The sequence below is a fragment of the Capnocytophaga sp. HP1101 genome (genome assembly GCF_054772415.1).
On the sequence record NZ_BPUU01000018.1, the window covers coordinates 1 to 21464 of the forward strand.

Here is a 21464-nt window from a genome sequence, read left to right on the forward strand (position 1 = left end):
ATTTCTTCTACGATACTTAACTTAAAGCAATCACTGTACCGAACTATTACTTTTCTTCGCCCTGTCATATATTTTCCTGTTTTTTGTGTAAACCTATTTCAGGATATGACATTTACTCCTTACCTTCACCTTCCCGTCACTACAATTCCCCCTTTGAAGGTTGTCCGCGAGAGCGGAGTATGTGAGAGGGGGGATGTTTATACAATATTAGGCGTAGCCGAGTATGTGAATAGGGAGGGATGTATCTCTCACTTTTCCGTCACTACAGTTCCCCCTCTCCGAGGGGGTTAGGGGGAGGTTTCTTATGCGTCATAACACTTTGCCAAAGTTTCAACAGCCCGTCGTGCTACGACCTTTGGCAAAGTTGAATAAGAGTCAGGTTTTTCCATCACTTTCCCATCGCTACAGTTCCCCCTCTCCGAGGGGGGTAGGGGGAGGTTTCTGCACATTTTCTCATTTCCAAATTTGCTAATGTTCTAATTTTCTACCTGCCTGTGCGGCTCGCACTTCTCTTTCTTTCGTCTCGAAACCCTGTTTTCAGCATTATTACCATTATTGTATTACAGTATGAATCAATTACTTATACACCCTTTGTATAACAATCGTCCAAGATTCGTATAAGCATCCTATAAGCTTTGTATAAGCTCCGCATACCCATTTTACCTTTTACCTTTTACCTTTTATCTAAAAACCCCCTTCCGTTCCCCTCCGATATCTTCCGCTCCCCCGGCCACCCTCTACCCATACAGCTCACACCTCTAAATTATCCAAAAAATCTGAAAAATCCGACCTACCCGAAAAATCTGACCCCCTATCTAAAAAATCCAGCTTTCCCAAAAACCATTTCCTCATTTCCTAATTCTCTCATTCTCTAATTTTCTAATTTACACACCATTACTCCTCAATTCAAACAAAATGTTAAAATTTTTCAATCAAAAATTTGGTAGTTACAAAAAAAGAAAGTACCTTTGGCTCGCTTTTTTAAGGTATCAATAATGAACTTTCCGTCAAATTTAAAATACACTAAAGAACACATATGGGTGCACACCGAAGGTGATATAGCCACAGCAGGTATTACCGATTTTGCACAACAACAATTAGGCGATATAGTGTATGTAGATGTAGAAACCATAGGCGATACCTTCAATCAAGACGAAGTATTTGGTAGTATCGAAGCCGTAAAAACAGTATCCGATTTATTTATGCCCCTCACAGGCGAAATAGTAGCCTTTAACGAAGCGCTAAACCAAAAGCCAGAGAAAGTAAATACCTCACCATATGAGGAAGGCTGGATAATACAACTGAAAATAAGCGATGCTAAACAATTAGACAACTTACTTTCAGCCGAAGCATATAAAAACCTAATAGATGCTTAAAAAATCACTGATTTTCGTCACATTGTCGCTTTTGCGTCACATCTCCCCCTTTGGAGGGGGTCGGGGGGAGGTTTAATCAATATGTTAATTCGACCCTTGATTTATATTAAAAAACACAAGTACACTTTTCTGTGGAGCATATGGGCAATAACTATAATAGTTTTAAGCCTCATTTCCTCCACCACAATAGCTAAAGCACCTCGCATTCCCTATTTAGATAAAGTTGTTCATTTTGGCTTCTATTTCGGTTATACAGCCTTGTTTATATTAGCCTTTAAAAATAAATTATGGGCAGTGATAACCGCCTTGTTTTTAGGAGCTACAATCGAAATCCTTCAAGGATTACTCACTACCACTCGCTCAGCCGATTATATTGATATGCTCTTCAATACATTTGGCACAGTTGTTGCTTTACTATTTATGAGAAAGTACGAAAAGCTTTTCAGATAAAAAGTATATATTTAATAACCTTTTAAAAGAGAATCATTATGCAACCTAAAAAAAATCCGAAAGCCGACTTGGCAAAAAGTAGCGGATTGTTCTTTGCCATAGGATTCGCTCTTGTATCAGCCCTTACTCTGTGGGGTTTTGAAACAAAAGTGTATGACAAAAGCGTTCAAGACAACCGTACATCAGATGTGGATAAAGCTCTCGACGAAAATCAAGAGAACTACACAATGGAGACCCCTCCTGAAACTCCACCACCTCCACCACCACCAGCTCCTACTGTCGTAGAAGAAGTAAAAGTAGTGGAAAACGATACTAAAATCGAAGAACAAGTAATCGGTACTACCGAAACTACTAAAAATGAGCAAATAGCCAAAGTGGAAGAAATTAAACAAACCGTAGTAGAAGAAGCTCCCGATGTAGATGTCCCTTTTACTATTATCGAAGATAAACCTATGTTCGAGGCTTGTAAAAACGTACCTAAAGATCAACAAATGAAATGTTTCCAAGAAAACTTGAACAAACACGTAGTAAAGAACTTTAGCTACCCCCAAACAGCTGCCGAAATGGGTATCCAAGGAAAAGTATTCGTGAACTTCCGCATCAATACCGATGGTTCTATCACCGTTTTAGGAGTGCGTGGTCCCGATAAAGTTTTAGAAGAAGATGCTAAGAAACTTATTATGAAGCTTCCTAGACTTATTCCTGGTAAACAACGCGGTAAACCTACACCAGTTACCTTTGCTTACCCTATCAACTACAAATTACAAAATAACTAAAAAAAATTAAAAGCCAATAGTAAAAATACTTGCTATTGGCTTTTTTATATCCCTTCATAAACACAAAAACGATGAAACTCCATAACATCATAACATTCATATTATGCGTTTTTGCTTTTTCTAATACAGGAAATGCTATCTACGCACAAACCAAAAACAATAAAGTACAAAAAACTGATATTCCTTTTGAAGAGGTTCAAGAAAAACCAACCTTTGTAGAATGTAAAAATATAACCAAAGACAGCCAACTTAAATGCTTTCAAGAAATACTTAGTAAGTATATGAAACAAAACTTTGAATACCCTAAAAAGGCATTAGAAAGAAGAATTCCTGGTAAAGTGCTTGTCCTTTTTCGTATCAAAACTGATGGAATGGTAGAAGTAATAAGTGCAACAGGACCTGACGAACTGCTTGAAGAAGGTGCCAAACGTATTGTTGAAAAGTTACCTCAATTTATCCCCGGCAAACAAAACGGAAAACCTGTGTCAGTAATATTTAAATATCCCATCGATTTTAGAATACAACAAGATAACGAAGCTCCAAAAGAAGAAATGCCCTTTACTACAGTACAACAAAGACCGAGATTTCAAGAATGTAAAGATGTTCCCGAAAGCGAAACTTTCAAATGTTTCAAAGAACAAATAGACAAACACGTAGCAAAAAACTTTGTATATCCTCCCATTTGTAAAGAATTATATATCCAAGGAAGAGTTTTTGTGAGCTTTCGCATCAAAACTGATGGTTCAATAGAAATCATTGGTGTAAGAGGTACTGATAAAATTTTAGAACAAGCAGCTAAGGAGCTTATTGAAAGTCTGCCCAAACTCATTCCTGGCAAACAAGATGGTAATCCCATAAATGTAACCTTTGCTTACCCTATCAATTACTCATTAGAACAATAACTTTTTAATACTTTATCCAATGAAAAACTACATATTCATACTCTTAGCCTTGCTTTTTGGAGGCTATAGCTACGCACAAACAGAGAATAAGAAAGAAAAACCTATCGAAGAAGTAACACCTCCACAGTTTAAAGAATGTCAAGAAATTAATATCCCTGAAAACAAACGATACGCCTGCTTTAAAGACCAGTTAGATAGACACGTACGAAAAACTTTTGAATTTCCTAAAGAAGCCATAAAGGAAAGAATACAGGGCAGGGTTGATGTAACATTTTGTATTAATACCGATGGCACAATCAGTATTATAGTAATTAAAAGCCCTCACAAACTATTAGAAGAAGAAGCTAAACGTATCTTCGAGAGTCTTCCTACACTTATTCCTGCTAAAGATAAAAACGGTAAACCCGTAGAGGTAAGCTTCTCTTATCCTCTTAACTTTATACTATCATCATAATGAGTTATTTTTGCATTTCTAATTCCTACTTCTTAATTCCTAAACTTTGGCACACTTGTTGATTTATAGCTTATAACAACAGTTATAAAAAGCTTTTTAAACCTTTGTTGATAGTACATTTAATAACCTTTTAAAGAAAATCATTATGCAACTTAAAAAGAACCCTAAAGCCGATTTGGCTAAACGTAGTGGGTTGTTCTTTGCTATTGGTTTTGCAGCTATCTCTGGGTTTACCCTATGGGGCTTTGAAGCAAAAATACAAGACAAAGGCAACCTCAGCTATAACTTCAATGATAATATTATAGTTTGTGATGAACCTCCTACAATCATTGAATTACCCACGCCCGAAGTGCCTCAGCAAGCACCTCCTCCACCTCAACTTACGCAGGAAATTAACGTTGTAGATAATACTATTGATGTGATTGAACCTGAAATTGCAAGTACTGAAACTAATCCTTCATCTCCTGTAGCTCCCGAAACTATAACAATAGTACCAGAAGATGATGAAAAGCCTGAAATTGTAGTACCTTTTGCAGTTATTGAAGATAAACCAATGTTCAAAGAATGTAAAGGAGTCGCTCGTGAAAAGCAATCTCAGTGCTTTAAAGAGCAATTAGACAAGCACGTAATAAAGAACTTTATTTATCCTGAAGATGCTGCTAATATGGGCATTGAAGGCAAAGTATTTGTAAACTTCCGTATCAATACCGATGGTAGCATTACTGTATTAGGAGTACGAGGTGGTAATAAACTCCTCGAAAACGAAGCGCAACGCATCATTGAGAAGTTACCAAGACTTATACCTGGTAAACAACGAGAAGTACCTACCCCTGTAACCTTTGCTTACCCTATTAATTTTAAACTAAACAATAAATAAATGTAGCCGTTAGTTGTTAGTTATCAACACTGATTGATAGCTAACAACTAACATTTTTTATATTCTTATACTATGAGAAAAATTGTATTCGTCTCTCTAATCTTGTGGTTTGCAACCACAGCCAATAGCTATGCACAAAAAGACGAAGATAAAGGAATGCTCAACATTCCCTTTGCCATTATAGAGCAAAAACCTATGTTTGAAGCTTGTAAAGATGTAGATAAAAACGAACAAGAACGTTGCTTTAGGCAACATCTCAACGAACATATTATCACTCATCTTCGCTATCCTCAAAAAGCATTAAAAAAGGGAATACAAGACAGGGTTGTAGTAGAGTTTGCTATTAGGAAAAATGGTACAGTAAAAGTGATTGAAGTTACTGGTACTGATGAAGACCTTAAAGCTGAAGCTAAATTCCTAATTGAAAGTTTGCCTTGTTTCATCCCTGCTCGACAGCATGGTAAGCCTATAGAGGTGTGTTTTAAATACCCTATCAATTTTACTCTGGCAGATTAACTATAAACTAATAGACTTTGTCAAATCTCCTAAACCCTTCACCACGCTTCTATCATTAGCTAAGCGCTGTATTTTGTTTTGTCCGCCGAGTTTGCCCTGTGACTTCATATAAGCGGCAAAACCTCCTTCGGGTACTTCGGTGATCTTGAGGGGTTGGAGTACTTTACCCTGAATAAGGTCGTAATAGTACATATTTTGCTTTTGCAAAGCCTCGTCAATTACTTGAGCAAAGCGTTGCATATCAGCGGGTTTTTGTTCAAATTCTACAAACCATTCGTGATAAGGCAACTCGCCTGCCGCAGGATTTACTTGAGGAGCCACGGTAAATTCGGTAATGCGTGCGCCCATAGCTTCCAAGCCTTCACGCATCGCTTCTTCTACCTCTTTGCCAATCACGTGCTCACCAAAAGCCGAAATAAAGTGCTTGATGCGCCCCGTAACCACTATGCGATAAGGACTTAATGAGGTAAATTGCACGGTATCCCCTATGTTGTAACCCCAAAGTCCGGCATTGGTGGAGATGATCAGTGCGTAGTTCACCCCGAGTTGTACATCCTGCAAAACCACGCGTTTAGGGTTTTCGCTGAAGAACGTATCGGCTTCTACAAATTCGTAGAAAATACCTGCATTGAGCAACAAGAGCATCCCTTTTTCCGTCTGACTATCTTGATAAGCAAAAAAACCTTCGCTGGCGGGGTAGAGCTCTATACTATCCACCTTGCGCCCAATGAGATGCTCAAACTGCTGGCGGTAAGGCTCGTAATTCACTCCCCCATAAATGAACAAATTGAAGTTAGGGAACAACTTTCCTACCTTGATACCCGAACGCGTGTACAGGCGTTCAAAGTACATCAGCACCCAAGACGGAATCCCGCTGATGAGGGTCATATTCTTAGAAAAAGTCTCTGTAACAATCGCTTCTACTTTAGTTTCCCAATCTTCTATGCAATTAGTTTTGTAGGACGGCATACGGTTGCGCTGCAAATAAGCAGGTACATAGTGCGCCGCAATGCCCGAAAGTCGGCCTGTTTTGATACCGTTTTTCTCGCTGAGCACAGGACTTCCTTGCAAGAAAATCATCTTGCCTTCCACAAAATCCGCTTTTTTAGTTTCGTGAATATAGCACAGAATCGCATCGCGAGCTCCTTGCACGTGGTAAGGCATTGAGGCTTTGGTGATAGGGATATACTTCGCACCACTGGTAGTGCCTGAGGTTTTGGCAAAGTAGAGCGGTTTGCCTTTCCAGAGCACATCTTTTTCACCCGCTACCACCCTATCAATATAGGGTCGCAAAGCCTCATAGTCACGAATAGGCACGCGGGCTACAAAATCATCATATGTTTGAATTTCGTCAAAGTGGTGGTCGCGCCCAAAAGCCGTGTTTTTAGCCTGAGCTATAAGTGATTGGAATACTTTTTGTTGAGTGTTTATAGGGTCACTTGCCCAGCGGTCTATCTTTTTCTTAACGATAGCAGCGAATATTTTGGATAAATACGATTTGATCATAATAGCGGTCTGTGTTTTGACTCCGCAAAGATACTATTTTTTTTAATTCCAGAAATGATGAAAGCACTAATTTATAACAAAGCCATTCTTCTCAGTCTGTCGTTTTACACGATTGAGAAGAATGGCTGAAAAAAGTCTCTTAAATATTTATACGCTTTATGAGTTTTTTTAGTAAGGTACATCATCGGTAGCCGAATCCGTTGGAGTAGCTCCAAAAGCTTGAGTAGGATTACCTGTAGGAATCTGCTCAAACACTACATTGTCATTCATCTTCGAAACAAATTCTTGTGTGCCTAAAGGTAAATAGCCTCCACTGTCGTATTCATCTAAATTAGCAAACCTACCCAAGTGCCCTTCAAACTTCAATCGGATACTATCCAAACCTCCATTACGGTGTTTTGCTACAATAAACTCGGCTTGTCCAGCGGTAGGTGTTCCTGCCTCATCGTCCCATTCTGTAATTTTATAATATTCTGGGCGATATATAAACGATACAATATCAGCATCTTGCTCAATAGCTCCTGACTCACGTAAGTCAGATAACTGCGGACGCTTTTGCTGTCCAGGTCGTGATTCCACATTACGCGAAAGCTGTGAAAGAGCAATTACCGGTATATTCAATTCTTTAGCAAGAGCTTTTAGGTTACGAGAAATCGTAGAAATTTCTTGCTCGCGATTTCCTACCCCTTTGCTACCTCCTGCGGTCATCAATTGTAAATAATCAATGATGATAAGCTGGATACCGTGCTGTGTAGAGAGTCGGCGCGCTTTAGCTCTGAGGTCAAAAATAGAAATAGAAGGCGTATCATCTATAAACAATGGCGCCTTTTCAAGGTCTTTCACCTTAGTGTTTAGCACATACCACTCGTGCTCTTCCAACTTCCCTGTACGCAATTTCTCTGACGACAAACCTGTCTCCGACGATATCAAACGGGTAATAAGCTGTACTGACGACATCTCTAACGAAAAAAACGCCACAGGTATCCCCTGACCTACTGCTATATTGCGTGCCATTGAAAGTGTGAGCGCTGTTTTACCCATCCCTGGACGCGCTGCCACAATAATAAGATCGCTCGCTTGCCAACCCGAAGTGAGTTGGTCAAGCTTGGTAAAGCCCGATGGCACCCCGCTAAAACCGTCTGTTTTATTAGAGAGATCTTGTATTTTCTTTAGGGCTTTTATCACCAAATCTCCCGCTGCTTCACTCGATCGCTTTAAGTTCCCTTGTGTTACTTCATAGAGCTTCTGCTCAGCACTGTCTAATGAATCAAACACATCTCGAGTATCGTCATAGGCATCTTCTATAATTTCCGAAGAAATCTCAATGAGCTTCCGCTTGATGAACTTCTGCAAGATAATACGTGCGTGAAACTCCACATTGGCTGACGATGATACTCGCTGGGTCAGGTTGATGAGATAAAACTCTCCCCCCACCGCCTCCAAGTTGCCATTTTTGCGAAGTTGCTCCGCTACAGTAAGCAGGTCAATCGCTTCCGATTCGTTGAAAAGTTCAAAAATCGCTTGATAGATAAGTTGGTGTTGCTTTTTATAAAAAACTTCAGGGTTGAGTATGTCTATCACATCATCAACGCCTTTCTTGTCAATGAGCATAGCTCCCAAAATAGCCTCTTCAATACTGAGGTCTTGCGGAGGGAGCTTCCCTCGCTCTAAACTCACCTGCGTGCGTGAAAAAGGTTGTATTGCGGGAACAATTTCGGATACGGATATATTTTCTGTCTCGTTCATACGGCAAAGGTACGAAATAGTTTAATTTCGGGTAGATGATTTTACTCACAAGCCGTGTTAATAGCCTGTTGATAACTTCTGAAAAGTTTTATTCACATTGCTTTCTAACAATTATTTAGTATCTTTATTTTACAAAAAAGGCGCTTGTTCAGCGCCTTTATAAGTTGTTGATATTATCATTTTCTTACTTCTCGTTGAACACTCCCATCGCAAGGTACTTGTTCATTCGTTTTTCTACCAATCTGTCGGCAGGAAGCTTCTTCAAATCCTTATAGGTATCCAATATCACTTTGCGAACGGTAGTAAACATCATTTCTCGGTCGTGATGCGCCCCACCAAGTGGTTCTTTAATAATCTCATCAATGAGTTTCAACTTCTTCATATCAGGAGCAGTCAGTTTAAGCGCTTCAGCCGCCTCTTTTTTGTACTCCCAACTGCGCCATAAGATTGAAGAACAAGATTCTGGCGAAATTACCGAGTACCAAGTATTTTCAAGCATATATACCTTATCGCCCACTCCTATACCCAGTGCTCCACCCGAAGCACCCTCTCCTATAATAAAGATAATTACAGGCACTTTTAATCTTGACATCTCCAAAATATTACGGGCAATAGCCTCTCCTTGTCCACGCTCCTCAGCTTCAATACCAGGAAAAGCACCAGGGGTGTCTACAAAACACACAATAGGAATGTTAAACTTCTCAGCTTGTTTCATCAATCGCAAGGCTTTGCGGTAACCTTCAGGATTTGCCATACCAAAATTGCGGTATTGTCGCATCTTAGTATTTACACCCTTTTGCTGACCAATGAACAAAAAACTCTGGTCGTCTATCTTTCCAAAACCTCCTATCATCGCCTTGTCGTCCTTAACAGTACGGTCACCGTGAAGTTCCAAGAAAGTGTCCCCAGCCAATGATTTGATATAATCAAGCGTATATGGGCGCTCTAAATGTCGAGAAATTTGCACTCGTTGCCACGCCGTAAGATTGCCATATATTTCTTTCTTTACTTGGTTGAGCTTCTTTTCTATCTTCTTGCAAGCATCAGTCATATCCACATCACTCTCACTACCGATGACCTGACACTTTTCCATCTGTTCTTCAAGCTCTTTAATAGGTTGTTCAAAATCTAAATATTCCATAAACTAAGTGTTATTTGATTTTTTTCAAAGGGCAAAGATAGAAAATATTTTTGAATTACTAACTAATAAATTTTTGTTTATAAATTTAACTCCCTGCATATACTCTGCAATTTCTCTAAGCAATTAAATGATTATCAACGCTTACTACATATAATACAAACATCATTTTGCAATCACATTTCTATACCTCTCCCCACTGTAGTTTTAGCTATTACTTCATAAAAATCCGTACGCAACCCATTATACAAAAGTTTCTATCACCTTATGTAACTTCATTCTTCTTTTTGTCTATCCATTCTCTCTTTTCTCCGAGTCTCTCCAACCCCTCCTATAACTCATTTTTCCGTCACTACAGTTCCCCCTCTCCGAGGGGGCAAGGGGGAGGTTCCTGCACATTTTCTCATTTTCAAATTTCCTAATTTTCCTACCTGCCCGTCGTGCTACGACTCTTTTCTTTCGCCTCGAAACCCTATTTTCGGTATTATTGGTATTATTGTATTATAATATGAATCAATCACTTATACACCCTTTGCATAACAATCGTCCAAGATTCGTATAAGCTTCCTATAAGCTTTGTATAAGCTAAGTGTACCCTCCCAATAGCCTTTTCTCACCAAAATCACTCTCACCTCTCTTTTGAATTCCTTCGCTATCTTTCTCCCTTCTCATCTCTATTCTAAGACTCCAGAATCTTTCCGAGTTTCTCCAAAAAGTCTGAAACATCCGACTCGTCCAAACTCCTCCAACCAATCTCCCCATTAACGCCCGTGCGGCTCGCACTTGCCTGTGTGGCTCACACCGTGCTACGACCTCGCACCACCAAAAAAAGGCATATTTTTTGATAGTAAAATAGCCAACAATCATTAATCACTAATCATTCACCATTAATGAAAGTATTCAATCTAACAGTTCCTCCCATCAACCCCCTGCGCATCGGCTTTATAGGGGTAGGCATACGTGGCATTGAAGCCGTAAAACGCTTTATGCACTTAAACGTCCAAATCATAGCCATTGCCGAAGTAGATACCGAAGCCCTTGCCAAAGCAAAGAATATAACACAAAGCCAAACCCCTGTAGCTTCTTTCTACACTCAACCCAGCGATTGGCGTAAACTCTGCGAAAACCCCAATATCGACCTCCTATATATCTCCACCCCTTGGGAACTCCACGCCCCAATGGCTATCTACGCAATGGAATGTGGCAAACACGTAGCTATCGAAGTACCCTTAGCTCTCACCGTCCCCGATTGTGAGCGCATTGTACGCACTGCCGAAGCCACTCAAAGGCACTGTATGATGCTCGAAAACGTGTGTTATGACCGTTTTGAACTGATAGGAATAAAACTCGCAAAGCAAGGTAAACTGGGCGAATTAGTACACGCCGAAGGCGCTTATATCCACGATTTAAGACATCTGAACTTCCGCCAAACCGAACGCGATGCCGAACGCGGCAAATGGCGCATAAAGTACAGTAAAACTTTCGAAGGAAACCCCTACCCTACTCACGGCATTGCGCCCATCTGTCAAGCAATGGGTATCCTTCGCACCGACCGCTTAGTGCGTCTCGTATCAATGTCCTCATTAGCTATCGGAATGCAACAATACGCACAAGCGCACTTCGGGGCTTTCTCTCCAGAGGCACAAGCGCACTATACAGGCGATATGAACGTTACCCTTCTGCAAACCGCTAAAGGTAAAACCATTGTTTTACAACACGACGCCACCAGTCCACGCCCCTATTCACGCATCTTTATGCTCAGTGGTACTAAAGGCTTTCTGCAAAAGTACCCCATACCTCAACTGTATTTTGACGATAGAGAAGAAAAAGCACTTACCCCCGAAGAAATCACTTCTTTTTTAGATGAAAATGAACACCCTTATTATCGCGAAACAGCTGATTTGCGCACACTTCTGCCAGAACAAAAACCAATGGATATCATTATGGATTACCGCTTAGTCCATTGCCTTAAAAACGGACTCCCATTAGACCAAAATGTATATGATGGTGCACTTTGGTCTTCTATCGCCGAACTCACCCAACGCTCAGTCGAAGGAGGCAATATCCCTATCTCTATCCCCGATTTCTCACTGTAATAACATCATTCCAATATAACACAACGCCAATTCACATTTATTTTAGTATCACAACTCCGTGAAATTTATGACATCTGTGCGAAGCTCTACAAAGGCGTAACCTTAATTTTCTTTTAATTTTGAAACTAATTTGTTTTTATTTTCTGAGGCACAGCCTCACTTCTTTAAGTTAAATATACACTATCTTAAAAAATATTTTACTTTTTTCTTTTCTATTTAAAAAAACTTCCGTACTTTTACCGAAATTTTTTAAAGTGTTACACTTTCGTTGTATAACGTAAGTATCAACCATAAAATTATTAAGAAATATAAAATTTAAAATTATGACAAAATTTAGAACAGAATCCGACCTCATTGGTGATTTACAAGTGCCTGCTGAGGCTTATTATGGCGTACAAACACAACGCGCCATCGAAAACTTCCACATTACAGGAACTAAAATGGGTGATTACCCCGAGTTTGTAAAAGCTATTGGCTATGTAAAACTCGCCGCAGCTCAAACCAATCACGCTTTAGGACTGCTCCCCAACGAACTGCTCAAACCTATTTCTGAGGCTTGTAAAGAAGTAATTGAAGGGAAGTTTAACCATCAGTTCCCCGTAGATATGATTCAAGGTGGGGCAGGTACTTCAGTAAATATGAACGCCAATGAAGTAATTGCTAATCGCGCCTTAGAACTAATGGGCTACGAAAAAGGTGATTATGCGCACTGCTCTCCTAACGACCACGTAAATCAGTCGCAATCCACTAACGACTCTTACCCCACAACAGTAAAGTTAGCTGTGATTATGATGAACGAAAAGCTCATTGAGCGTTTGAAACTCCTCATCGAAGCCTTCCGTAAAAAAGGTCGTGAGTTCTCCGATGTGATAAAAATGGGTCGTACACAGTTGCAAGATGCCGTACCTATGACACTGGGTCAAGAGTTCGAAGCTTTTGCTGCCAACCTCGAAGAAGAAATTGCCCGTTTGCAAAGCAACGCCAAGCTCTTCTTAGAAATCAATATGGGAGGTACTGCCATTGGTACTGGGCTCAACGCTCCTAAGGGTTATGCCAAACTATGTGCCGAGAACTTAGCGAAGCTCACAGGTGAAGCCTTTGTAACGGCAAGTAACTTAGTAGAAGCCACCCCCGATACAGGTTCCTATGTAATTTATTCCTCTGCGCTAAAACGTATGGCTGTAAAGCTCTCTAAGATTTGTAATGATTTGCGCTTACTCTCTTCAGGTCCCCGTGCAGGCTTAAACGAAATAAACCTTCCTGCGATGCAACCTGGCTCTTCAATTATGCCAGGTAAGGTAAACCCTGTAATCCCCGAAGTAGTAAACCAAGTGTGCTTTAAGGTTTTTGGTAACGATCTTACCGTAACCTTTGCTGCCGAAGCAGGTCAGTTGCAACTCAACGTAATGGAACCTGTATTGTGTCAATCTATCATTGAGTCTATTGTATTCTTAGAACGCGCTATCGACACTTTGCGCACCAAATGCGTAGAGGGTATTACTGCCAATCGCGAGGTATGCCTCAATATGGTGAAACACAGTATCGGTATCGTTACTGCTCTTAACCCACATATCGGTTATAAAAACAGTACTAAGATAGCCAAAGAAGCCCTCGAAACAGGTAAGTCTGTCTATAATTTAGTATTAGAACACGGCTTGCTATCTAAGGATAAACTCGATGAGATATTAGACCCTAAGAATATGTTAGGCGTTTAGTAATTTAAGTATTTAAAGATTTTAATATTCAACAACAAAAGGCGTAACCTTTTTTAATTCCAACTTTGGGTTACGCCTTTCTTTAAAAAACCAACAAAAATGTTAAGAGATAATACTACCCGTGCTAAGAATGCCATACTAATGCTATGGATATCTTTTGCTTTTTTATTTGTAATCCTCATTTCAGATATATTCGAGCTATCTGTTATTAGAGGATTTCTTATAGATGAAATAGATGAAGATTTGTTTGCAAGAGCTGAACTGAGTGATCTTTTCTCATTGATTGTAGGCCTCTTGTGGCTTGTAATAACCCTTATAATGGGTATTCTTTTTTTAATGTGGTTTAGGCGTGCTTATTACAACTTGCACCAACTGAAAAACAACCTCTCATATACCGATGGTTGGGCAGTAGGAAGCTGGTTTATTCCTTTTGCTAACTGGGTACTCCCATATCGTATAATGAAAGAAATATATGATAGCACTCGCAATCTTTTCATACAAAAAGGAGACATACAGCCTAAACTATCTACTAATATTGTAACCATTTGGTGGACACTTTCAGTGATTACCTCTATAGTAAACTATTTAGTTTTTAGAGCCTATATGTTTGATGAGCCCACCATCGAAATATCATACACAACTTCTATTATAAATGTGATTGGCACCCTTCTGTTAATCGTTTGCTTCTTTTTATGCATCAAAGTAGTGAAAGATTACGCTAAGGTTGAACCTCTGTTATCTAATCTTCAGCAAAAAGAAGAAACTAATACCAATATTTTATGAAGCATTATTTAAAAACTGTTAGCACAGCATTTGCTTTTGCTTTTTCATCAATGGCATTAGCACAGCATAAACCACCAAGTGGTTTTGCTTATGGTAATCCTTCTGCCCCTACAGGTAAGGAATGGGAATCAGTTGAGGAACTCTCACTAAACAAAGAGTACCCACGAGCTTATTTCTTCTCGTTTAAGGACGAAGCTTCCGCTACTAAAGTACTGCCTGAAAACACGCCTTATTGGAAGTCTCTCAATGGGCAATGGGCATTCCATTGGTGCAAGACACCTGAAGAACGCCCTAAGGATTTCTATAAAACCGATTTTGATGTCTCTTCTTGGGACGTAATTCCCGTACCTTCCAGTTGGAATATTCAAGGTATTCAAAAAGACGGTACGCTCAAGTACGGGGTGCCCATCTATGTAAATCAGCCTGTAATTTTCTATCACGAACGCAAGGTAGACGATTGGCGTAAAGGGGTAATGCGCACACCGCCTAAAACGTGGACTACTTATGAGTACCGCAATGAGGTAGGTTCTTATGTTCGCGATTTTGAAGTACCCTCTGATTGGGACGGTCGCGAAATCTTCATCGATTTTGATGGGGTAGATTCCTTTTTCTACCTTTGGATAAACGGCACTTACGTAGGTTTCTCAAAGAACTCTCGTAACGTAGCTTCTTTTGATATTACCAAATATCTGCACAAAGGCAAGAATAAAGTAGCTGTAGAGGTATACCGCAATTCCGATGGTTCTTTTCTCGAATCGCAAGATATGTTCCGCCTTCCAGGTATCTTTAGAACAGTTGCTTTGCGCAGTACTCCTAAGGTACAAATCTTCAACTTGAATATCCTTACCGATAGCTCAAACCTCACCGATTGGCAACTAAAAGTAACAGCAGAGGTACGCAACCTCGACAAAAAAGCTGTAAAGGATTACCAAGTGCGCTATAATGTATACGATGTCGCTTTGTATAAAGACGATGTTACCCCTACTGCTACCAAAGGAAGTATCTCTCTAAAAACAGTAGCCCCTAATGCTATTGACAAAGTAAGTAGTAGCATTACCGTAAAGAATCCTAAATTATGGTCGGCTGAAGAACCTCATCGCTATGTGCTCGTAGCACAGCTTGTAGACAAAAAGGGCAAAGTAGTAGAAACAGTATCTTCTTATTTTGGCTTCAGAAAAGTAGAAATCAAAGACACTAAGGCTGAAGACGATGCATTTGGCAAGGCAGGTAGATACTATTACCTTAATGGCAAGACTATTAAATTCAAGGGGGTAAATCGCCACGAGAGCCACCCTGCACAAGGGCACGTGCTTACTCACCAGCAAATGGAAGAGGAAGTAATGCTAATGAAACGCGGTAATATCAACCACGTGCGCAACTCTCACTATCCTCCTGACCCTTACTTCTTCTATCTCTGCGATAAGTACGGCATTTATTTAGAGAACGAAGCTAATATCGAATCTCACCAATATTACTATGGCAAAGAGTCTCTTTCTCACCCTAAAGAATGGGAAAAAGCGCACACAGCCCGCGTGGTAGAGATGGTAGAGGCTACTTATAACTCACCTGCCATTGTGATATGGTCACTCGGTAATGAAGCAGGCCCTGGTCAGAACTTTGTAACGGCTTATAATCACCTTAAAACACTCGATACTTCTCGCCCTGTACAATACGAGCGCAATAACGACATCGTAGATATGGGCTCTAACCAATACCCCTCTGTAGCTTGGGTACAAGGCGCTGCCACTGGTAAGTATGACATCAAATATCCGTTCCACATCTCGGAATACGCGCACTCTATGGGCAATGCCGTAGGAAATCTCGCCGACTATTGGGACGCTATCGAAAGCTCTAACTTCATCTGTGGAGGTGCTATCTGGGATTGGGTAGACCAAGCGATGTACAACTATACCAAAGACGGTATCCGCTACCAAGCCTATGGGGGCGATTTTGGCGATTTCCCTAACGACGGTCAGTTTGTGATGAACGGAATTATCTTCGCCGATAGAACCGTAAAACCACAGTATTACGAAGTACAAAAAGTATATCAGAACATAGGTGTAAAGAAGCTCGACGGCTTTACTTTTGAAATCTTTAATAAAGGTTACTTTACTGACCTTTCAAGCTATGAGGGCGTATGGAAACTCTATAAAAACGGTGTGCTGTTAGAAGAGCGTTCTTTTGAAGTACCTTCCGTGAAGCCTCAACAAAAAGCCACCGTGAGTATTACTCCTGCTTCTTTAGATACTAATGCTGAGTATTACAGTGTTGTAGAATTTCACCTTAAAGCAGACACGCCTTGGGCTAAAAAAGGATTTGTGCAAGCACGCGAGCAACTCCTATTGCAAAATGCTAATCAAAAGTCTGCTATAGCCTCTGTAACCAAAGGAGAAAAGCTCTCCCTTAGCAAAGACAAAAAGACGATTACTGGCAAAGATTTTTCAGTAACTTTTGATTTCGATAAAGGTACAATAGGCACACTCCGCTATGGGAACAATACTATTATAGCCAACAGCGACCTAAGTTTGAACGCTTTCCGCGCCTTCACTAATAACGACAACTGGATATACGAACAATGGTTTGAAAAAGGATTGCATAACCTGCGTCATAAAGCTATTGCTTCCTCAGTGAAACCTAATAAAGAGGGCGGATATACCTTCTATTTCACGGTTGAATCACAAGCTCCTAATGCTGCTAAAATCATAGGAGGTGCGAGCTCAGGACGCAATAAGATAGAAGAACTTACTAATCAGAAATTTGGTACAAACGACTTTAAGTTCACTACCAATCAAATTTTCACCGTCTATCCCGACGGCTCTATTGAGCTACAAGCCAGTGTAGTGTCTAACGATGCCTCTTTGGTATTGCCACAGTTGGGCTATTTGCTCAAACTGCCTAAAGAGTATGATAACTTTACTTATTACGGTCGTGGTAAACAAGATAACTATAACGACCGTAAAACAGGGGCTTTTGTCAATATTTATAACGGGAAAGTAGCCGATGAGTTTGTGCCTTTCCCCAAACCACAAGATATGGGGCAACACCAAGAAACCCGCTGGGCAGCGCTTACCAAGGCGCAAGGCGCCGGTGCCGTATTTATAGGTGCTGAACCACTATCGGTAGCAGCTTTACCTTATAAAGCTATCGATATGACCTTAGCAGGACACCCTTACCAATTACCCGAATCTGACGGCGTATATTTACAGCTTAACGTAGGCAATACAGGTTTGGGCGGACATAGTTGCGGACCTCGTCCGCTGTTGCGTGACCGCTTGTTGGCAACCCCACACAACTTTGGTTTCGTCATTCGTCCCGCTAAAGACAATTTGCCAACCGTAGCCAATGTAAGCGCCAGTGGTGAGCAACCTCTTTCTATTACCCGTAGCAAGGTAGGAAAAGTGTCCATCAGCACAGCTAATACTTTAGCAACTATCTACTACAGTATTAATAACAGCAAACCACAAAAATACACCCTTCCTTTCGATTTGCCTAACGGAGGAACCGTAAAAGCTTGGTTTGCGGGTAATGAAGCACAAAAATACACCCTCACTTTTGGCAAAGCCGAAAGCACTACAATGGAAGTGATTTTCGCCAGCAGTGAAGAAGCAGGTGTAGGTGATGCCAAACATTTAGTAGATGGCGACCCCAATACCATTTGGCACTCCGCCTATTCAGTAACCGTAGCCAAGCACCCACATTGGGTAGATTTTGATATGGGTAAGGAAGTAAACGTAAAAGGCTTTAGCTTTACTCAGCGCACCGATAGCTGGAGTGGCAAAGTGAAGGACTACCAAATACACTTGAGCAACGACGGTAAGCACTGGGGCGAACCTGTGAAAGTAGGAGCTTTCAAAGATACTAACAGTGCTCAACAAGTATTGCTCGATAAACCCGTAAAAGCACGCTATGTGCGCTTCACCGCTTTGAGTGATTTCTATGGTGAAGATTACGCCACAGGTGCTGAATTTATGGTGATAATAGATTAGAAGTTTGATTTTTTTATTCCTTATCATTGTTGTTAATGTTAAATTAAACTTCTTTGAAGGGACAGGTTTTAAAAAAATCTGTCCCTTTCTTTTTTTAAGAACATCACCTCAATATAATAAAATATTTTTTAAATTGTCTTTACATCGCTACACCTCCTCTCCTTTAAAATAGCTCCCAAATAGGAGAATATGTAATTGAGGTAAGCATTCTTTTTTCTTCGTTACGAAACCCCGTTATTAGCATTATTAGCATTATTGTATTACAGTATTAATCAATTATTTATATACCCTTTGTATAACAATCGTCCAAGATTCGTATAAGCTTCCTATAAGCTTTGTATAAGCTAACCATACCCATTTTACCTTTTACCTTTTATCTTTTACCTAAAAAACACCTTCCGAACCCCTCCGTTTCCTTCCGAAAGCACTAACTCATTATTTAATCTATCCGACCTATCTGAAAAATCTGAAAAAAGTTCAATATATCGCTTTTGCGCCACTAATTCCCCCTTTGAAGGGTTGTCGGCAATTGCCGAGTAAGTGAATTAGGGGAAGGTCAATAATTATTAGTATTATTGGCATTATCAGTATTATTGGCATTATCAGTATTATTGGTATTATTGGTATTATTGGCATTATTAGTATTATTAACATTAATTCCTTATTTTTCTTCATATCTCACATATCGTAATAAAAAATAATTAAAAAAGTTGCGAAAATATTTGTTTTATATTTTTTTTGTTCGTACATTTGCGCCGTTTAATACACCAATTAAAGTTTTTAAAATATGAAGTTTAAAATCTTCTTATGGCTCGCATTGTTGTGGGGCGTATGTCCTGCACTGCTTGCACAATCAAAACAAGTTTCCGGTACAGTTACCGATGAGAATGGCACTCCCCTACCCGGCGTGAGTGTGCAGATAAAATCAACTACCCGCGGGGTAGCCACTGATTTTGATGGTAAATATAGCATCGAAGCCTCACAAGGCAACGTGCTATTGTTCAGTTCTATGGGCTATGCCTCCCAAGAGAGAACCATTGGCAAGGGGGGGGTAATAGCTTGATTATCAATATACAACTGAAAGAAGACACCCAAGAGCTGGGTGAAGTAGTAGTAGTGGGCTATGGTACCCAAAAGAAAGAAAACCTTACTGGGGCAGTAGCAGCGGTAGACGCTAAGAAATTAGCCAGTCGCCCTGCCACAAGCATTACTAAAGCCCTGCAAGGTTCTGTAGCTGGGGTTACCGTTATTTCACGTCCTGGTGGTACCACTCTTAACATTCGTGGGCGTGGTAACTTAGGTAATTCCGACCCCCTCTATATTGTAGACGGTATAGAGGTAAGTAGTAATTTCTTCAATGCTATGAATCCTAATAGCATCGAAAACATCTCTTTCTTAAAAGACGCTTCCTCAGCAGCTATCTATGGGGCAAAAGCTGCTTATGGCGTAGTTTTAGTAACTACCAAATCCGCTAAAACAGGCGTGATGCAAATCAGTTATGAAGGCTCTACAGGGGTGCAAATGCCTACCTATTTGCCTAAAATGGTAAATTCAGCTGAATATGCCGAAATGTACCGCTTAGCCGAACGCAATACAGGAGTACCCGAATCCAATCTCACTTTTACCGATGAAATGATACAAAAGTATCGCGATGGCTCTGACCCCGACCATTATCCTAATACCAATTGGTTTGACCTTATTGTGCGTAAACAAAGCTTTGTGAACAAACATAACGTACAATTCTCAGGGGGCGTAGAAAAGTTCAAGTATCTTTTAGACGGAGGCTTCTTTAGAGAAGAAGGCTCTTCAAGAGGCGATGTAACCGACCGTTATAACTTGAACTCCAAAACCTCTTCCGATATTAAAAAGTGGCTTACCCTTACCTCTAATGTTAATTTTATCTACACCAAACACAATAATACCCGTGGCGGAATTAACTTCGTTGAGGCTTTACGCGTACCTCCCACCCAAGTAGCCAAACACTCTAACGGCGAATGGGGTAGCATTCGTAACGGACGACAAACAACTTCTGAAGAGACTAATGCAAACCCTTACCGCTCTTGGGCTGAAGGTGGTAGAAGTAGCTCCACAGCACGCCGCCTTTTAGGTTCTATCGCTGCCGAAGTGCGTCCTTTTGAAAAAGTAAAAGTTACGAATCAGTTCGCCTATAGTTATTACGACTATCGAGGTTTCTCTTTCGCTAACAGAAAAAAAGGTGTACCAAGCTTCTTAAATCCTGCTTCAGGAATTATTGCAGGTACAGCCTCCACTAATAACCAAATGGACTTAGATTGGTACTATTCCGATAAGTTTATCTATGACGGTTGGCTCAACTACGACCAAACTTTTAATGACCTACACGCCGTAACCCTAATGATAGGTGCTCACACCGATGTCTATTCTTTCAGACGCCTTACCGTAGGTCGTAAAAACTTCGCCAGCAATGATATGAACGACTTTTCTGGCGGGTCTTTAAAAGAAGTAGACCAAATACTTACTGATACAAAAGCAAATATTAATTATTACGAAGAAGAAAGTATCAATTCTTATTTTGGTAGGGTGGGGTATACATATGATCAACGATACCTTTTTGAAGCCAATTTCCGTGCCGATGCTTCTTCTCGCTTTGCCAAAAAAGGGCGTTGGGGTTACTTCCCTTCTTTCTCCGTAGGTTGGCGTTTAGACCAAGAAAAGTTTATGGAAAATGCTTCTTGGCTCGACGGACTCAAATTGAGAGCCTCTTGGGGCGAAAACGGTAATATCAAGAATATTGGGCTGTACGATACTTATTCTACTTACGATAGTGGTGGCACAGTTGTACTCGGTGGAGTCAGTGCTCCTACACTCACCGAAGGACGTATAGGAAACCAAGACCTTACTTGGGAAACTACAGCTTCTACCAATATAGGTCTTGACCTGAGCGTTGGTAAGGGTCTTTTTAACCTCACTGCCGATTTATATAACCGCCTAACAAAAGGTATCCTTATCCGTGCCAATGATATAATGGCCGAAACAGGATTATCAAAAGATCAAATTCCTGCACGCAATGTAGGTAAAGTGCGTAACAAGGGGATTGCGGTAGTGCTCTCTCATCACAGAGCTGTTGGCGATGTCAGCTATAACATTTCTTTAAACGGTACTTA

16 protein-coding genes are annotated in these 21464 nt (G+C 40.4%); 13 read left to right on the forward strand and 3 right to left on the reverse strand.

All coding sequences use genetic code 11. The annotated features are described in order from the left end of the window. The first annotated feature begins 995 nt into the window (after nucleotides 1–995). The 7 genes from gcvH to RCZ04_RS10420 all read left to right on the forward strand — a co-directional run bounded on the left by gcvH (nucleotide 996) and on the right by RCZ04_RS10420 (nucleotide 5351). Nucleotides 996–1376, forward strand: coding sequence for a glycine cleavage system protein H (gcvH, locus tag RCZ04_RS10390; protein ID WP_460485969.1), 381 nt, complete (start codon nucleotides 996–998; stop codon nucleotides 1374–1376). An 81-nt stretch (nucleotides 1377–1457) separates the two neighbouring features. Continuing rightward, entirely contained in the window at nucleotides 1458–1826 is a 369-nt protein-coding gene (locus RCZ04_RS10395; RefSeq protein ID WP_460485970.1) for a VanZ family protein, read from the forward strand. A gap of 38 nt (nucleotides 1827–1864) precedes the next feature. After that, nucleotides 1865–2602, forward strand: coding sequence for an energy transducer TonB (locus tag RCZ04_RS10400; RefSeq protein WP_460485971.1), 738 nt, complete (start codon nucleotides 1865–1867; stop codon nucleotides 2600–2602). A gap of 71 nt (nucleotides 2603–2673) precedes the next feature. Then, nucleotides 2674–3504 (forward strand): energy transducer TonB, encoded by an 831-nt coding sequence (locus tag RCZ04_RS10405; RefSeq protein WP_460485972.1) that lies wholly within the window; start codon nucleotides 2674–2676, stop codon nucleotides 3502–3504. 19 nt (nucleotides 3505–3523) lie between these two features. Continuing rightward, complete coding sequence (locus tag RCZ04_RS10410) at nucleotides 3524–3958, forward strand: energy transducer TonB (protein WP_460485973.1); 435 nt, start codon at nucleotides 3524–3526, stop codon at nucleotides 3956–3958. Between the two features lie 145 nt (nucleotides 3959–4103). After that, nucleotides 4104–4835 carry an energy transducer TonB gene (locus RCZ04_RS10415; protein WP_460485974.1) on the forward strand — a complete coding sequence of 244 codons (732 nt, stop codon included), beginning with the start codon at nucleotides 4104–4106 and terminating at the stop codon, nucleotides 4833–4835. Nucleotides 4836–4907: 72 nt separating this feature from the next. After that, nucleotides 4908–5351 carry an energy transducer TonB gene (locus RCZ04_RS10420; protein WP_460485975.1) on the forward strand — a complete coding sequence of 148 codons (444 nt, stop codon included), beginning with the start codon at nucleotides 4908–4910 and terminating at the stop codon, nucleotides 5349–5351. On the opposite strand, the gene RCZ04_RS10425 is transcribed toward RCZ04_RS10420, so the two are convergent. The 3 genes from RCZ04_RS10425 to RCZ04_RS10435 form a co-directional block, all read right to left on the reverse strand. Then, nucleotides 5352–6857 carry a GH3 auxin-responsive promoter family protein gene (locus tag RCZ04_RS10425; protein ID WP_460485976.1) on the reverse strand — a complete coding sequence of 502 codons (1506 nt, stop codon included), beginning with the start codon at nucleotides 6855–6857 and terminating at the stop codon, nucleotides 5352–5354. It lies immediately after the preceding gene. A 168-nt stretch (nucleotides 6858–7025) separates the two neighbouring features. Then, entirely contained in the window at nucleotides 7026–8603 is a 1578-nt protein-coding gene (gene dnaB, locus RCZ04_RS10430; RefSeq protein WP_460485977.1) for a replicative DNA helicase, read from the reverse strand. A gap of 184 nt (nucleotides 8604–8787) precedes the next feature. Next, nucleotides 8788–9744, reverse strand: coding sequence for an acetyl-CoA carboxylase carboxyltransferase subunit alpha (locus tag RCZ04_RS10435; RefSeq protein WP_460485978.1), 957 nt, complete (start codon nucleotides 9742–9744; stop codon nucleotides 8788–8790). A gap of 887 nt (nucleotides 9745–10631) precedes the next feature. Between RCZ04_RS10435 and RCZ04_RS10440 the strand changes: the two genes are divergently transcribed. The 6 genes from RCZ04_RS10440 to RCZ04_RS10465 form a co-directional block, all read left to right on the forward strand. Further along, a complete protein-coding gene (locus tag RCZ04_RS10440; protein ID WP_460485979.1) occupies nucleotides 10632–11837 on the forward strand; it encodes a Gfo/Idh/MocA family protein in 1206 nt (401 codons plus the stop codon). A gap of 323 nt (nucleotides 11838–12160) precedes the next feature. Next, nucleotides 12161–13552 (forward strand): aspartate ammonia-lyase, encoded by a 1392-nt coding sequence (gene aspA, locus RCZ04_RS10445; protein ID WP_460485980.1) that lies wholly within the window; start codon nucleotides 12161–12163, stop codon nucleotides 13550–13552. A 99-nt stretch (nucleotides 13553–13651) separates the two neighbouring features. Next, nucleotides 13652–14335: a DUF4328 domain-containing protein gene (locus RCZ04_RS10450; RefSeq protein WP_460485981.1), complete on the forward strand. Its 684-nt coding sequence runs from the start codon at nucleotides 13652–13654 to the stop codon at nucleotides 14333–14335. Beyond that, nucleotides 14332–18321, forward strand: a complete 3990-nt coding sequence (locus tag RCZ04_RS10455) for a glycoside hydrolase family 2 TIM barrel-domain containing protein (RefSeq protein WP_460485982.1) — start codon at nucleotides 14332–14334, stop codon at nucleotides 18319–18321. Before RCZ04_RS10450 ends, RCZ04_RS10455 begins: the two co-directional genes overlap by 4 nt. Before the next feature lie 787 nt (nucleotides 18322–19108). Next, nucleotides 19109–19384, forward strand: a complete 276-nt coding sequence (locus tag RCZ04_RS10460) for a carboxypeptidase-like regulatory domain-containing protein (RefSeq protein ID WP_460485983.1) — start codon at nucleotides 19109–19111, stop codon at nucleotides 19382–19384. Then, nucleotides 19381–21464 (forward strand): SusC/RagA family TonB-linked outer membrane protein (locus RCZ04_RS10465; protein ID WP_460485984.1); only part of this gene is annotated, 2084 nt, incomplete at its 3' end. The genes RCZ04_RS10460 and RCZ04_RS10465, both read left to right, overlap by 4 nt.

Excerpts from the sequence above, each read along its gene's own strand:
- gcvH (WP_460485969.1), top strand. The coding sequence starts at position 996 with ATGAACTTTCCGTCAAATTTAAAATACACTAAAGAACACATATGGGTG.
- RCZ04_RS10395 (WP_460485970.1), top strand. The coding sequence starts at position 1,458 with ATGTTAATTCGACCCTTGATTTATATTAAAAAACACAAGTACACTTTT.
- RCZ04_RS10400 (WP_460485971.1), top strand. The coding sequence starts at position 1,865 with ATGCAACCTAAAAAAAATCCGAAAGCCGACTTGGCAAAAAGTAGCGGA.
- RCZ04_RS10405 (WP_460485972.1), top strand. The coding sequence starts at position 2,674 with ATGAAACTCCATAACATCATAACATTCATATTATGCGTTTTTGCTTTT.
- RCZ04_RS10410 (WP_460485973.1), top strand. The coding sequence starts at position 3,524 with ATGAAAAACTACATATTCATACTCTTAGCCTTGCTTTTTGGAGGCTAT.
- RCZ04_RS10415 (WP_460485974.1), top strand. The coding sequence starts at position 4,104 with ATGCAACTTAAAAAGAACCCTAAAGCCGATTTGGCTAAACGTAGTGGG.
- RCZ04_RS10420 (WP_460485975.1), top strand. The coding sequence starts at position 4,908 with ATGAGAAAAATTGTATTCGTCTCTCTAATCTTGTGGTTTGCAACCACA.
- RCZ04_RS10425 (WP_460485976.1), bottom strand. The coding sequence starts at position 6,857 with ATGATCAAATCGTATTTATCCAAAATATTCGCTGCTATCGTTAAGAAA.
- dnaB (WP_460485977.1), bottom strand. The coding sequence starts at position 8,603 with ATGAACGAGACAGAAAATATATCCGTATCCGAAATTGTTCCCGCAATA.
- RCZ04_RS10435 (WP_460485978.1), bottom strand. The coding sequence starts at position 9,744 with ATGGAATATTTAGATTTTGAACAACCTATTAAAGAGCTTGAAGAACAG.
- RCZ04_RS10440 (WP_460485979.1), top strand. The coding sequence starts at position 10,632 with ATGAAAGTATTCAATCTAACAGTTCCTCCCATCAACCCCCTGCGCATC.
- aspA (WP_460485980.1), top strand. The coding sequence starts at position 12,161 with ATGACAAAATTTAGAACAGAATCCGACCTCATTGGTGATTTACAAGTG.
- RCZ04_RS10450 (WP_460485981.1), top strand. The coding sequence starts at position 13,652 with ATGTTAAGAGATAATACTACCCGTGCTAAGAATGCCATACTAATGCTA.
- RCZ04_RS10455 (WP_460485982.1), top strand. The coding sequence starts at position 14,332 with ATGAAGCATTATTTAAAAACTGTTAGCACAGCATTTGCTTTTGCTTTT.
- RCZ04_RS10460 (WP_460485983.1), top strand. The coding sequence starts at position 19,109 with ATGAAGTTTAAAATCTTCTTATGGCTCGCATTGTTGTGGGGCGTATGT.